This window comes from Glaciecola sp. 2405UD65-10, assembly GCF_048820975.1.
GTDB lineage: Bacteria > Pseudomonadota > Gammaproteobacteria > Enterobacterales > Alteromonadaceae > Glaciecola.
Map to the genome: position 1 here is coordinate 453,006 of NZ_JBMEUF010000001.1, position 13,094 is coordinate 466,099.

General features: G+C 40.8%; 12 protein-coding genes. 11 read left to right on the plus strand and 1 reads right to left on the minus strand.

Features of this window, described 5'->3' with window-relative positions; all coding sequences use genetic code 11:
- Positions 1–2 precede the first annotated feature (2 nt).
- The 7 genes from ACOI22_RS02010 to ACOI22_RS02040 all read left to right on the plus strand — a co-directional run bounded on the left by ACOI22_RS02010 (position 3) and on the right by ACOI22_RS02040 (position 9,548).
- Positions 3–980 carry an alpha-ketoacid dehydrogenase subunit beta gene (locus ACOI22_RS02010; RefSeq protein WP_420669686.1) on the plus strand — a complete coding sequence of 326 codons (978 nt, stop codon included), beginning with the start codon at positions 3–5 and terminating at the stop codon, positions 978–980.
- A 10-nt stretch (positions 981–990) separates the two neighbouring features.
- Positions 991–2,631 (plus strand): dihydrolipoyllysine-residue acetyltransferase, encoded by a 1,641-nt coding sequence (locus ACOI22_RS02015; protein WP_420669688.1) that lies wholly within the window; start codon positions 991–993, stop codon positions 2,629–2,631.
- Between the two features lie 125 nt (positions 2,632–2,756).
- Positions 2,757–3,644, plus strand: a complete 888-nt coding sequence (locus ACOI22_RS02020) for a 23S rRNA (adenine(2030)-N(6))-methyltransferase RlmJ (RefSeq protein ID WP_420669690.1) — start codon at positions 2,757–2,759, stop codon at positions 3,642–3,644.
- Positions 3,645–3,662: 18 nt separating this feature from the next.
- Complete coding sequence (locus ACOI22_RS02025) at positions 3,663–5,483, plus strand: protein kinase domain-containing protein (RefSeq protein WP_420669692.1); 1,821 nt, start codon at positions 3,663–3,665, stop codon at positions 5,481–5,483.
- Positions 5,484–5,588: 105 nt separating this feature from the next.
- Positions 5,589–6,461: an acyl-CoA thioesterase gene (locus tag ACOI22_RS02030; RefSeq protein ID WP_420669694.1), complete on the plus strand. Its 873-nt coding sequence runs from the start codon at positions 5,589–5,591 to the stop codon at positions 6,459–6,461.
- 516 nt (positions 6,462–6,977) lie between these two features.
- A complete protein-coding gene (locus ACOI22_RS02035; RefSeq protein WP_420669696.1) occupies positions 6,978–8,087 on the plus strand; it encodes a pyridoxal-phosphate-dependent aminotransferase family protein in 1,110 nt (369 codons plus the stop codon).
- 231 nt (positions 8,088–8,318) lie between these two features.
- Entirely contained in the window at positions 8,319–9,548 is a 1,230-nt protein-coding gene (locus tag ACOI22_RS02040) for a nucleoside recognition domain-containing protein (RefSeq protein WP_420669698.1), read from the plus strand.
- Here the strand turns inward: ACOI22_RS02040 and ACOI22_RS02045 are convergent.
- On the minus strand, positions 9,520–10,140 hold the full coding sequence (locus ACOI22_RS02045) for a Maf family protein (protein ID WP_420669700.1): 621 nt from the start codon (positions 10,138–10,140) through the stop codon (positions 9,520–9,522). The genes ACOI22_RS02040 and ACOI22_RS02045 overlap by 29 nt on opposite strands.
- A gap of 160 nt (positions 10,141–10,300) precedes the next feature.
- On the opposite strand from ACOI22_RS02045, the gene yceD reads away from it, so the two are divergent.
- From yceD to ACOI22_RS02065, 4 genes are read left to right on the plus strand one after another with little or no spacing between them, the layout of a single operon-like run.
- Positions 10,301–10,822: a 23S rRNA accumulation protein YceD gene (gene yceD / locus ACOI22_RS02050; protein ID WP_420669702.1), complete on the plus strand. Its 522-nt coding sequence runs from the start codon at positions 10,301–10,303 to the stop codon at positions 10,820–10,822.
- A 9-nt stretch (positions 10,823–10,831) separates the two neighbouring features.
- Positions 10,832–11,002, plus strand: a complete 171-nt coding sequence (rpmF, locus tag ACOI22_RS02055; RefSeq protein WP_420669704.1) for a 50S ribosomal protein L32 — start codon at positions 10,832–10,834, stop codon at positions 11,000–11,002.
- Between the two features lie 9 nt (positions 11,003–11,011).
- The gene (gene plsX, locus ACOI22_RS02060; RefSeq protein ID WP_420669706.1) at positions 11,012–12,034 is read left to right on the plus strand and encodes a phosphate acyltransferase PlsX; all 1,023 of its coding nucleotides are present in this window, start codon (positions 11,012–11,014) and stop codon (positions 12,032–12,034) included.
- A 4-nt stretch (positions 12,035–12,038) separates the two neighbouring features.
- On the plus strand, positions 12,039–12,998 hold the full coding sequence (locus ACOI22_RS02065) for a beta-ketoacyl-ACP synthase III (protein ID WP_420669708.1): 960 nt from the start codon (positions 12,039–12,041) through the stop codon (positions 12,996–12,998).
- Positions 12,999–13,094: the final 96 nt, after the last annotated feature.

A 13,094-nucleotide genomic window follows, 5' to 3' on the forward strand; every position in this document is an offset into this window, starting at 1 on the left:
GCATGGCTAAAATGAATTTACTCCAAGCGGTTAACAATGCCCTTATTACCGCAATGAATGACGATGAGCGCGTTATGGTATTTGGCGAAGATGTTGGCCATTTTGGCGGCGTGTTTAGGGCAACGTCTAATCTTCAAGAAAAATTTGGTAAAGGGCGTTGTTTCAATACACCGCTAACCGAACAAGGCATAATTGGCTTTGCTAATGGTTTAGCAGCGCAAGGTTCAATTCCGGTGGCAGAGATTCAATTTGGTGATTATATTTTTCCAGCGTTTGACCAAATTGTAAATGAAACCGCAAAATTCCGATATCGCAGTGGTGGCCAGTTTACATGTGGTTCTTTAACTATACGTACGCCTTACGGTGGCGGTATTGCGGGAGGGCATTACCATTCGCAATCACCAGAAGCTTTTTTTGCGCATGTACCGGGCTTAAAAATTGTTATTCCTAGAAACCCTAAGCAAGCAAAAGGTTTGTTGCTATCAAGCATTCGCGATGACAATCCGGTGTTGTTTATGGAGCCTAAAAAGATTTATCGCGCCTCAGTTGGAGAAGTGCCCGAAGAGGATTATCAATTGCCCTTAGGCAAGGCAGATATTGTAAAAGAGGGTAGCGATATCACTTTATTAGCATGGGGTGCACAAGTAGAGGTAATTGAACAAGCTGCTGCCATGGCAGAAGAAGAGGGTATTTCATGTGAGATTATTGACTTACAAAGTATTTTGCCTTGGGATGCCGCCAGTGTGTTTGAGTCGGTTTATAAGACTGGCCGCTTGCTGATTAACCACGAAGCGCCTCTTACGGGTGGTTTTGCTAGCGAAATAGCGGCTAGCGTACAACAGGAATGCTTCTTGTATTTAGAAGCGCCAATTAAGCGAGTATGCGGCCTTGATACACCATACCCCTTAGCGCATGAAAAAGAATACATGCCAGATCACCTAAAGACATACGAAGCCATTAAACAAACCATGGACTATTAGGAGTTAAATAATGAGAGATTTTATTCTACCTGATATTGGTGAAGGTATTGTTGAATGTGAGCTGCTGAAATGGCACGTTGCAGAAGGTGATGTCATTGTGGAAGATCAAGCGATTGCCGATGTAACCACCGACAAAGCCACGGTTGAAATTCCGGCTATGCACAATGGTATTGTAGCTAAACTGTATTATAAAGAAGGGGATATTGCCAAAGTACACGCTCCTTTATTTGCATTAATAGAAGAAGATGACAAGCAAATCATTGAACAATCATCTATTGAGCAGCCTGAGCAACCAACTGCAAATAACACGGTAACTGAGTCATTTGTGTTGCCTGATATTGGCGAAGGGATTGTAGAGTGTGAAATTGTACAGTGGCACGTAAAAGCCGGTGATACGGTTGAGGAAGACCAAGCCGTAGTTGAAGTCATGACTGACAAAGCGGTGGTAGAGATTCCAGCTAAGCACAATGGTAAAATTTTGCGTTTACACTATGAAAAAGGTGATATTGCGAAAGTGCATAGCCCGTTATTTGATCAAGAGTTAGTGCTTGAACAAAGCGCTAGTGAAATTACTTGTGAAAGTGATATTGAAAGCACGGCCCAAAGTACTAGCCACAAAGAAACGAGTGTTAAAAACGATGTTACACACAACGCATCGGTGCCTCAAAATACGGCAGCGGTGAAGCGTGTTGATAACAAACAAGGTGAGCATTTTGAAGCGCCGATTGACGTAGGTAGAGCAATTGCTAGCCCGGCCGTTAGGCGCTTAGCAAAAGAGTTAGGTGTGGCATTAAGTGCAACAAAGGCTAGCGGTAAAAAAGGCCGAGTACTCAAACAAGATGTGTGGGCCGCTAATGAATCAAGTACATCGGGTAATAGCTCAACACCCAGTAAAGCGGTAAAAGATGACCTTAACGACAATGCAGCTACTTTAGCGCTTGGCGAAATTGATAAAGTTGAAGCAATTAAAGGAATTCGAGCTGCCATGGCGAAGCAAATGGTAGCCAGTGTAAGTACTATTCCGCATTTCACTGTGTCAGATGAGCTTAATATGGACAACTTGATTGCGCTTCGCTCAACACTCAAACCGCAATTTGAAGAGCAGGGCCTTAAATTAAGTTTTTTACCGTTTTTTATAAAGTCCTTGTCATTAGCGCTTTTACAATACCCCATTATAAATTCGCGTTTGAATGGTCAAGCCACAGAACTGACTTACTTATCATCACATAATATAGGTGTGGCGGTAGACGGTAAAAATGGGCTTATGGTGCCAAATATTAAGAATGTGCAAAACTTAAGCTTATTTGACGTGGCCGTTGAGTTAAATAGGCTTATAGATGCTGCGCGTGTTGGCAAGCTAAGCAATAAAGATTTAAGTGCTGGCACAATCAGTATTTCCAATATTGGTGCCTTAGGCGGTATTACTGCCACGCCTGTTATCAATAAACCCGAGGTAGCGATTGTTGCGCTAGGTAAAACGCAAAAGCTTCCTCGGTTTAAGGATAATGGAGAGGTAGCCGCGGTAAATATGATGATGCTTAATTGGTCAGGTGACCACCGCGTTATTGATGGTGCAACTATGGTGAAATTCAATAATTTGTGGATGGATTATTTAACTCACCCTGAAAAGATGCTGATTCACTTGCGCTAAATTAAAAAAATTGGCTTTCACTTTGTGTTGTGGTCTTTTATATGAAAGAGCTTAATATACAACACAGAGTGAATTTGCTATGTTCCCCATTCTTTCAAACATCCAATAATTTTTAAGGCTTAACTTTGCTTAGTTACCAACACTCTTATCATGCAGGAAATCATGCCGATGTGCTAAAACATCTATGCTTACTGGCGCTTATTGAAAAATTGCAAATTAAAGCTAAGCCTTATTTCTATCTAGATACGCATGCTGGAAATGGGTGTTATACGCTGACACACGCCATTGCTCACAATAGCCAGCATGTAGACGAAGTGGTTGCAGCTAAACTAAGTGCCAAAATGGCAGGTGGTAATGCTGTTATTCAACAATATCAACATATAGTGTCATCGTATTTAGATAAAGGTATGTACCCGGGTTCACCGCTTATTGCAGAGGCGCAAGCGCGTGAACAAGACACCCTTCATATGAGTGAGTTGCACCCTCAGGCCTTTGAAGACCTATCACACTGGACGAAAGGGACATCTTTACATATTCACAAACGTGATGGTTTTGAAACACTTAATGCCTTAACGCCGCCTAAGCCAAATAGAGGGATGGTTTTAATTGACCCTGCTTACGAACAAGCACAAGAGTATAAGCAAGTAGAAGAGTCGGTTAAAAGCCTCATTCAAAAATGGCCTCAAGGCATAATTGCCATTTGGTACCCGCTATTATCACCTACGCGAATTAATCGAAATACGAAAGAAATTGAAGATAATCCTAAGGCTAGCCTGAGTGAAAAGATGCTTAGCAATTTATCTGAATTTGCAGAACAAGGCATGATTGATATTCAGTTTGCGGTTCAAAAACCAAGTGAACTAGTTGGAATGTACGGTTCTGGTATGGTTGTTATTAATCCACCTTGGCAGTTTGAGGAAAGTATGAAGCCAATTCTTTCAGCGCTTACTTCGCAAATACAAATTGATGATAATTCGCTATCTCATGTGCAAATTGTTGTTCCTTCCCCTTAGTAATATAAACCATATAACATGCGTGAACTCAGCTTAAAGCATTTTTATATTCCCGATGACCAATCGATTTATTTGTTATCAAATGAAGACGCTAAAAAGTTAAAAGATTGGTTCTCATTGTGTGAAACACAATTAGAGAAACTTGGGTATTTCAATGTAGAGCTAATTGGCAAGGGCGCGTTTGGTTTCGCCTTTGCTGCTTCCTCTAAAACAGGTGACGAGCGCGTATTTAAGTTTTCAAAAATCACTTTACCGCAACATATTCAAGATAGGCTTGAGGAAGAAGCCTACATGCAAGGATTATTTGCACATCCACATATTCCCCACGTAATCGCTTTTCAAAAAATCAAACGCCAAAGTATTTTAGCCATGCAACGTGCACCAGGAGTTGATTTAGAAGTCTACTCTTTACAATACGGCCCCTTGGCTATAAAAGATATTATGCTGATACTAAGCCAACTTTGTGATTTAGTGATTATGCTACGTTCGTATAAGCAAGCCGGCGAAAATAAACCAGTGGTTCACGGTGATCTTAAACCGTCAAATATTGTGTGGGATGAACATGGTAAAACCATCATGCTAATTGATTGGGGCTCATCTGTATTTGCCCAGTTAGATGAACATGGGCAGCACGTGGGGAGTGGCGTTTTAGATATGATGTCATCAAGCATGCAAGAAACCAATGCTCGTTTAGGTGATGTGTATTTTATTGGGGACGACCAAATGAACGGTAAATTATCATCTCCTCGATTTGACGAACAAGGCCTCGCTAGTACTATTTATGCGCTAGCTTCGGGGCAATCATCTCGCTTTGGAAGAGAGGTAATCAAACCCACCAGTTTAGGCTTACCACAAGCTTTAGCCGAATGTTTAGAAGCTATGATGAGTAATGACGATACCTTGCGTCGCCAAGCCGGAGATTATTTACTAGCCAATTACAAATTCTGGCAGCGCATTGTAATATCAGAAAAAGAGCCACAAGCGCGTATATGCTTGTTACCTACGTGGATAAGCCAAGAAACCAAAGATATTGAAACGGTGGTATACAGTTCTAGAAAATCCTTTTTGCGCGAGCAACAAGGCTTTGATAACGCAAATTTACAGTATGTAAACGATGCGCAATTTGAACGTTATTATAAAAACTATTTGCACGGAATGGGTGAGGTTGAGAAAGGTTTTATTTCTGCCGTTAGCCGTTTAGGAAAATACCCTGTAGTAGGGGGCTTAGCGATTCGCTGGCAAGATGATGGAATATATGTTGATTCATCTTTAAAGCTTTATGACCCAAGTATGCAGGTTTCTTTTGACCGCAGCGTAGACAACATGGTGACTCTTGCACGTGCAATAAAAGGCACTGGTGTGTTTAAATCATGCATGTTCAATGCAAAAAATACACTGCATTTAGAACGCGAGCACGAAAAAAATGCATTTATTCCTCAAAAAGAGATGCTTATTCCCTATGATTTGAGCAAAGTGTCAGTGGGTGAAGATGAAAGCCGCATGCATTCGTATTTTGAAGATGGCGACGATCCAGATGAATTGCTTAAGTTGCCAGAGCCCATGATGAGCGTGATTCATAAACTTAACCGTATTCATCATACCGGTTGTATCATATTTGAAGCGCTTCCTAAGCACTTAAAGGTTCACAGCTATTATAGTTTGCTTGACCACAGCCAAGAGCAAAATTTCGCCGATTTACTTAAACAACTCATTAGCCATATTGCTAAAATAGAAGGCTTAGGAATGTCAGGATTTATGAAGCTTCCCTATAAAGATACCCGCTATTTTGCTTACCAAGGGCAACTCCCTACTCAATTTTATCCGAGAAAACCCTACTAAGCTGGCATTTATTGATATTTAATTCTGAGGAATACTCGAAATATTCGCCAATCAAATGCTATGATTTGCCTAAGATAAGTTTTTTAGATTGATATAGGTGATAGTTTGTCCCATCCACGATTAGATACACTTTTTGAATTAGAACAAATTGAAAAAGACCTTTATAGAGGAAATAGCTGGGATTTAGGTTTTAGAGCCTTATATGGAGGCCAAGTACTTGGTCAATCTGTAATGGCGGCTTATAAGAGTGTGCCCGATAATCGCGTGATACACTCATTCCATAGTTACTTTTTGTTACCGGGAGATGCCAGTAAGCCTGTTGTTTATGAGGTGGAATTAGTAAGAGATGGACGCAGTTTTTCAGCGCGACGTGTGCGTGCGGTGCAAAATGGACGAGCCATTTTCTATATGACGGCTTCTTTTCAACTACTTGAAGAAGGCTTAAATCATCAATTTGCCGACATGCCAGACGTGCCTGATCCTGATTCAGTAGAAAAAGACATACAATTTTACGATGACAACATGGATAAGATTTCAGAGCGAACGCGAAAAGCATTGCCGTTTCATCGTCCTGTAGATATTCGTACCATAGATGGGGCTCACTCATTTAGGGCGCAAAAACGTGATCCTAAGCGTCAATTATGGATGAAGGGTAGGGATGAAATATCTAGCCATGTAGCGGTTAATCAAGCAGCGCTTGCTTACGCGTCTGATTACCACTTTTTAAGTACCGCCGTGCAGGCTCATGGCCTAGCGGTGCAAGATAAAACGCTTCGCCTAGCGACCATAGACCATGCAATGTGGTTTCATCATAGTTTCAAGTTTGATGACTGGTTGTTGTATGAAATGGAAAGCCCATTTAGCGGAAACGGACGAGCTTTAGTACAAGGCAAAATTTACAACAAAGAAGGTTTGCTGGTTGCGTCATCGGTTCAAGAAGGTTTACTAAGACAAGTAAAAGAAGAACAAATCCCCTAACTGACTTTTCAATAAGTGGTAAAAAGAAAAAGGCCCGGAACAAAAGTTCCAGGCTTAGGGGTCGGCTCTATGCAGAGCCATGCGCTAACGGTTACAACAATACGTATTTTTACCAATGAATGAGCTAGTAAACGTATTTTTCACACCATCTATATAAGATGGTAAATAGGTACGCTACGTTCTTTTGGGAGACGTGCTAACAAAAATCAGAATACAGAAAAATCACTATAGCTTAAAAATAATACAAAAATAAAGGTGTTTTTGGCATTTTCTAACAATTAATTCGTTTTTTTTATGCTTTTTGCAGGCTTAGTGGGTTTGAGCCAAGATATGCGCTCTTAAGGTGGCTTAATTGTTTACAACTTGTACGCGTATACCCACAAAGTATGCATTGCTTATTTCTAAGTCAATATTCACAGTAAAAATACTAAACATTAATTCCATAACCGTGCTTTTATAGTAGGATGTTTGCTTGGTTTACATTCATCATCTATTCGAGTTTTAATAAGGGTTCTCATGCAAAGTTTTATTCCTCAACGTAAATTACTAATGGGCCCGGGTCCTTCAGATGTAAGCGAACGAGTACTAAAGGCTCTTTCTAGACCAACCATTGGCCACTTAGATCCTAGCTTTATTAAGTTAATGGACGAAACAAAAACACTACTTCAATATGTGTTTCAAACAAAAAATGAATTGACTATGCCCATATCAGCACCGGGCTCAGCGGGTATGGAAGCTTGCTTTGTCAATTTAATTGAACCGGGTGATAAAGTTATTGTATGCCAAAATGGCGTATTTGGTACCCGAATGAAAGAAAATGTAATACGTTCAGGCGGTGAACTAGTGCTTGTTGAAGACCCATGGGGTGAACAAACCAAGCCTGAAAAATTACGTGCTGCACTTGATGCTAACCCCGATACAAAAATAGTGGCATTCGTTCATGCGGAAACGTCTACGGGTGTTCGAAATGATGCCCAAACCCTATGTGCGATTGCAAAAGAATATGATTGTTTAACGCTAGTTGATGCCGTAACTACGCTCGCTGGTATTGAACTTCGTGTAGATGATTGGCAAATTGATGCTATATATTCAGGTACACAAAAGTGTTTGTCGTGTGTACCTGGTTTGTCACCAGTAAGCTTCAGTGAAGCCGCTCTAGAAAAAATAAAAAGCAGAAAAACACCCGTACAAAGTTGGTTCCTTGATCTTAATCTTATTCTTGGCTATTGGGGGCAGGGGGCGCAGCGAGCTTATCATCATACCGCGCCAGTAAATAGTATATATGCCCTGCATGAAAGCCTGTTGATGGTGAAAGAAGAAGGATTGGAAAATGCTTGGGAACGCCATCAAAATAATCATAATTACTTACGTGACGAACTTCAAAAAATAGGGCTTAACATGACTATTGATGCGGCGTATCGTTTACCGCAACTCAATTTGGTTGATATTCCCAAAGGCTGTGATGATGCTAAAATTCGTAAGCAACTACTAAACGAATTTGACGTAGAGATTGGCGCTGGTTTAGGTGCACTTGCCGGCAAAGTATGGCGTATTGGCTTAATGGGCGAAAGCAGCAATAGGCAAAAAATTGATACATGCATTGCCGCACTTAAAGCTGTTTTGTAATTTACTATTTTTTGCCGCTTAATTAAGTGCTTCTGGTGCTAACAGCCATTGTGTTTGTTAGCACTTTATACCTGCATTTTATTCCCCTCTCGCTTTGGCTTATGATAGTCTTGTTAATATTAAAAGCAGTGAAATAAGACAGTTACGTATTTACTATTATTTCAATAAGACTTGCTTATCAGTCTCTTGCTAGCTGCTACATCTATAATAATTATAAATTGAGAGCAAATTATGCTGCATAAGATTTGGTTGGCTTTTATTGTGAGTGCCTTTGTTGCCACTTGCGTGCAAGTGGCCATCACAGGTGATTTCGGTAGTTTTGAAAACGTGATGACGGCCGTTACTGATATGGCTAAAACCAGTGTTAATATTGCGCTGGGCCTTATTGGCTTACTTGCTTTTTGGTTAGGCATTTTTAAAGTAGCCGAAGGTTCAGGTTTAATCACTAAGTTTTCTCGCGTACTCTCACCGTTCTTACGTAAAATAATGCCCGATATCCCGCGTGATCACCCAGCACTTGGCAGCATTACCATGAATATGTCAGCTAATGTGCTTGGTTTAGATAATGCGGCTACTCCTTTTGGCATAAAAGCAATGCAAGACATGCAGTCTTTATCAAGTGTTAAAGATACGCTTACGAACTCTCAAATTTTGTTTTTAGTATTAAATACATCCTCAGTCACGCTTTTTCCTATTGCTGTATTTTTATATAGAGCGGAACAAGGTGCTGCTCAGCCCACTGACGTATTTATCCCTATTCTACTTGCCACCAGTGCATCCACCCTGGCGGGTCTTTTAATTACTTGCGCGGTTCAAAAAATCAATTTATTTAATAAAACCGTTTTGCTGTATTTAGTGGGGATCTTTAGTTTTTTAGCAGCAGTTATTTTATACTTTGCTAACCTTGCTGCAGACCAGCTAGCCAGTCAATCTAGCTTTATAGCTAATTTTGCATTGTTTTTATTCATTGTAGTGGTATTAGTAATGGGGTGGCGCAAAGGGCAAAATACCTACGAGCAATTTGTTGAAGGCGCTAAACAAGGTTTTGAAGTTGCCATTTCAATTATTCCGTATTTATTGGCTATGCTAGTTGCCATCGCAATGTTACGAGCGAGCGGCTTAATGGACTTAGTTACCCAATCGGTCGCTTATGTATTAGCGTTAGTGGGTATGGATACTCGTTTTGTTGAAGCAATACCTAACGCATTAATGAAACCATTAAGTGGCTCTGGTGCAAGAGCCCTAATGATTGAAACTATGCAGCATCATGGCGCTGATTCTTTTGTGGGTAGGTTAGCCTCAGTAATGCAAGGCTCAACCGAAACAACATTTTATGTATTAGCCGTTTATTTAGGGGCTGTAGGGATAAAGCATAGCCGGTATGCAGTAGGTTGTTGCTTAGCTGCAGATTTTGCAGGTATTTTTGCAGCCATTACGGTTTCGTACTGGTTTTTTGCATAAGCAGAGGATTAATACCTACATTGCTAAATAATTGACAGAGCTTTATCAAAGGCAAGCCTATTAAACTATTTGGGTCTTCTCCTTCTAGCTTTTCAAATAGGCTTATACCTAAGCCTTCTGATTTAAAACTGCCAGCACAATCAAGCGGCATTTCGGCTCTTACGTAGGCTTCTATCTCTGCCTTACTCAACTCTTTAAAATGCACAATAAAGGGCACCACCACCGTTTGTTTAGCCATACTTTCGCTACAACTTTTAGGGCTAATTAAACTTAAACCTGTAAAAAAGGTAACCCGATTCCCACTTAGTAAACTAAGTTGCTGAATCGCATTTTCAACCGTATGAGGCTTTCCCAATATTTCACCGTTTGGCGCACAAAGAGACTGATCTGAGCCAATAATATAGTACTCCGGGTAGGTTTCAGATAAGGCTTCTGCTTTTGCTAAACTAAGGCGCTTAACAAGGGATTCGGGGACTTCATGCGGTAAATGTGTTTCGTCTAATTCAGGAGAAGCTTGAATGAAAGGCAAATTTAATTTGGCTAATAATTGAGCTCTATAGGGTGATGATGAAGCAAGTAGAATAGGGGGCATTTTGTATCAATCTATTTAAATAATGCAATAATAGCTTAATATTATCTTCATTCTTATCGGTTTTCACCTGCAAGTTGTGGCCAGCTTGCATATATTATATTTTCTTACACCCTTGTTAAACATTGACTATTGCTGCGTAACTCTATATGATGCGCGCGCTATGACAAACGTGAAACTACCTAAAAAACTTGATCCTGTAAAAAGTGCGCAAAAGCAGTCGTCTTATGACGGCATATACTTAGCGCATGAAATGCAGCGTTTCAGTAATACGGTAGCCGCAGTTGAGGCTGAAGTGCCTGTTAAAGTGGAGTTTTTAAAAGACGCGCAGGGTCTTACTTACTTTAAAGGCGAGATGCGTTCACACGTTCAGCTAGTTTGTCAAAGGTGTAATGAGGTACTCAATCATTCAGTATATACTGAATTTTGTTTTTCTCCCGTGCAGGGGAGCGAAGAAGGGAACTCATTACCCGACGCTTATGAACCGGTAGAGGTCGATGACCATGGAGAAGTTGATTTATTCCAGTTACTGGAAGACGAGTTGATTTTGTCTTTGCCAATAGTTGCGCTTCATCCACAAGAAGATTGCGCAATTCAAGCTAAGGACTTACAATTCGGTAAACTTAATCCGGAACCTGAGCGAGTAAACCCATTTGCGGTTTTAAAAGAGCTTAAGCGAGACTAGGAGTAACCTATGGCGGTACAAAAAAGTAAAAAATCTAGAGCAAAACGCGGAACGCGTCGTGCTCACGATTCACTAACTGGCGCAACGTTATCTGTTGACGCAACCTCTGGCGAAACTCATCGTCGTCACCACGTGACAGCTGATGGTTTCTACAAAGGTAACAAAGTGATTGGCAACTAAGCATTAGCTTTGTCTACTATCACTATAGCAGTTGATATCATGGGGGGCGATCGCGGCCCCCATGTTTTTTTTAATGCTATCAAAAATATCCTTCGCGACTTCCCTCATGTATCTATAATTGTTTGCGGCGATGCCAGCGAGCAAGCTAACTACCAAACCTTAATTACTCAGCAGTACTCAACAAGATTGCTTTACGAGTGTTGTGAGCAAGTTGTGCAAATGCACGATAAACCCGCAATGGCTATTCGCCAAAAACAAAATTCAAGCATGCGCAGAGCACTAGACTTAACCGCAGAAAAACGCGCTGATGGTTGCGTAAGCGGCGGTAATACGGGTGCACTTATGGCGAGCGCCTATTATGTTTTAAAGACTATTTCGGGCATATCTCGCCCCGCGCTGGCCACAATATTACCCACACAAGATCAAGGCAAAGTCTTACTGCTAGACTTAGGTGCTTCTATTCACTATAACGCAGAGAATCTTTTCCAATATGCAGTGATGGGTTCTGTGTTGATGGAAGAAAGTGAAGGTATTGATAATCCCAAAGTGGCTTTATTAAATGTTGGCGAAGAAGATAATAAAGGCCACTCTTTAGTTAAACATGCTGACTCTCTTATACGCTCTTTTGATAAGTTGAACTATATTGGTTATGTAGAGGGTAACGATATTTTTGCAGGTAAATCACATGTTGTTGTAACAGATGGTTTTACTGGCAATGTAGCGCTTAAGGCGAGTGAAGGAATAGCTGCGTTTTTGCGCAGTGAAATGATTGCGATTACAGAAAAGAACCTACTTGCTCGATTATTGAGCAAATTATGCCTACCTTTGTTAAAAAGTTTGCACCAAAGAATGAACCCCGACCAGTATAATGGTGCTAGTCTGATAGGATTGCCGTCCATTGTTGTTAAAAGTCATGGGAACGCATCTACAGAAGCATGTTACTACGCTATTGTGCAGGCTATTTCTGAAGCAGAAAGTGCCGTTCCAGACAAAATAAAATCAAAAATAGAGCAAGCTTTACTGGAGCATTAATTACATGTATTCGCGAATTATAGGGACGGGAAGTTATTACCCGAGCGAAGTCCGTTCAAATGCAGATTTAGAACTGATGGTAGACACCTCAGATGAATGGATAACAGATAGAACCGGCATAAAAGAACGTCGCTTAGTAGGCGCAGAAGAAACGGCAGCCACTATGGGCGCAGAGGCTTCAAAAGAAGCGTTATCAGCGGCAGGTATAGATGCATCCCAACTAGATATGATTGTATGCGCTACTACTAGCGGTAGATATTCATTACCAAGCACCGCCTGTGAAATTCAAAAAATTCTTGGTGTAGACAATATTCCTGCTTTTGATGTGGCGGCGGCTTGTGCTGGTTATTGTTATGCATTAAGTGTGGCAGACCAATACATAAAAAGTGGCATGGCAAAACGTATTCTTGTTATTGGGACTGACTGCTTAAGCCGATTGATTGATCCCAAAGATAGAGGGATGGTGATCTTATTTGGAGATGCGGCTGGCGCCACAATCATTGAAGCAAGTGAAGAACCTGGTATTCTCTCTACCCATATTAATGCCGCAGGTTCATATTCTGAATTATTGTACGTTGGCAATCCAACACGCGGTGATGAAGCTTCCGTACATGAAAATTGGGGCGTGATGAAGGGCAACGAAGTATTCAAAGTCGCAGTCACTAAACTGAGCGAAATTGTTGAACAAACCTTGGCTGCTAACAATATGCAAAAATCAGATTTGGATTGGCTAGTGCCGCACCAAGCTAACTTTAGAATTATTAAAGCAACCGCTAAAAAATTAGATATGTCGTTAGACCAAGTGGTGGTAACACTTGAAAAATATGGCAATACCTCTGCTGCTACTGTTCCCACTGCTTTAGATACGGCCATCCGCGATGGAAGAATAAAGCGCGGGCAACATCTACTATTAGAAGCTTTTGGTGGTGGATTTGCTTGGGCCTCTGCCTTAGTTAAATATTAAGTTAATCAAATGGCTATATAGCGCTTATTCTCTGGTAATTTGCGCTTTTGCACTGTATAAAAATAGCGTAAGTAACACGTAACATTTAAAAAATTA

Coding starts and splice junctions, on each gene's coding strand:
- ACOI22_RS02010 (WP_420669686.1), top strand. CDS start 3: ATGGCTAAAATGAATTTACTCCAAGCGGTTAACAATGCCCTTATTACC.
- ACOI22_RS02015 (WP_420669688.1), top strand. CDS start 991: ATGAGAGATTTTATTCTACCTGATATTGGTGAAGGTATTGTTGAATGT.
- ACOI22_RS02025 (WP_420669692.1), top strand. CDS start 3,663: ATGCGTGAACTCAGCTTAAAGCATTTTTATATTCCCGATGACCAATCG.
- ACOI22_RS02035 (WP_420669696.1), top strand. CDS start 6,978: ATGCAAAGTTTTATTCCTCAACGTAAATTACTAATGGGCCCGGGTCCT.
- ACOI22_RS02040 (WP_420669698.1), top strand. CDS start 8,319: ATGCTGCATAAGATTTGGTTGGCTTTTATTGTGAGTGCCTTTGTTGCC.
- ACOI22_RS02045 (WP_420669700.1), bottom strand. CDS start 10,140: ATGCCCCCTATTCTACTTGCTTCATCATCACCCTATAGAGCTCAATTA.
- yceD (WP_420669702.1), top strand. CDS start 10,301: ATGACAAACGTGAAACTACCTAAAAAACTTGATCCTGTAAAAAGTGCG.
- rpmF (WP_420669704.1), top strand. CDS start 10,832: ATGGCGGTACAAAAAAGTAAAAAATCTAGAGCAAAACGCGGAACGCGT.
- ACOI22_RS02065 (WP_420669708.1), top strand. CDS start 12,039: ATGTATTCGCGAATTATAGGGACGGGAAGTTATTACCCGAGCGAAGTC.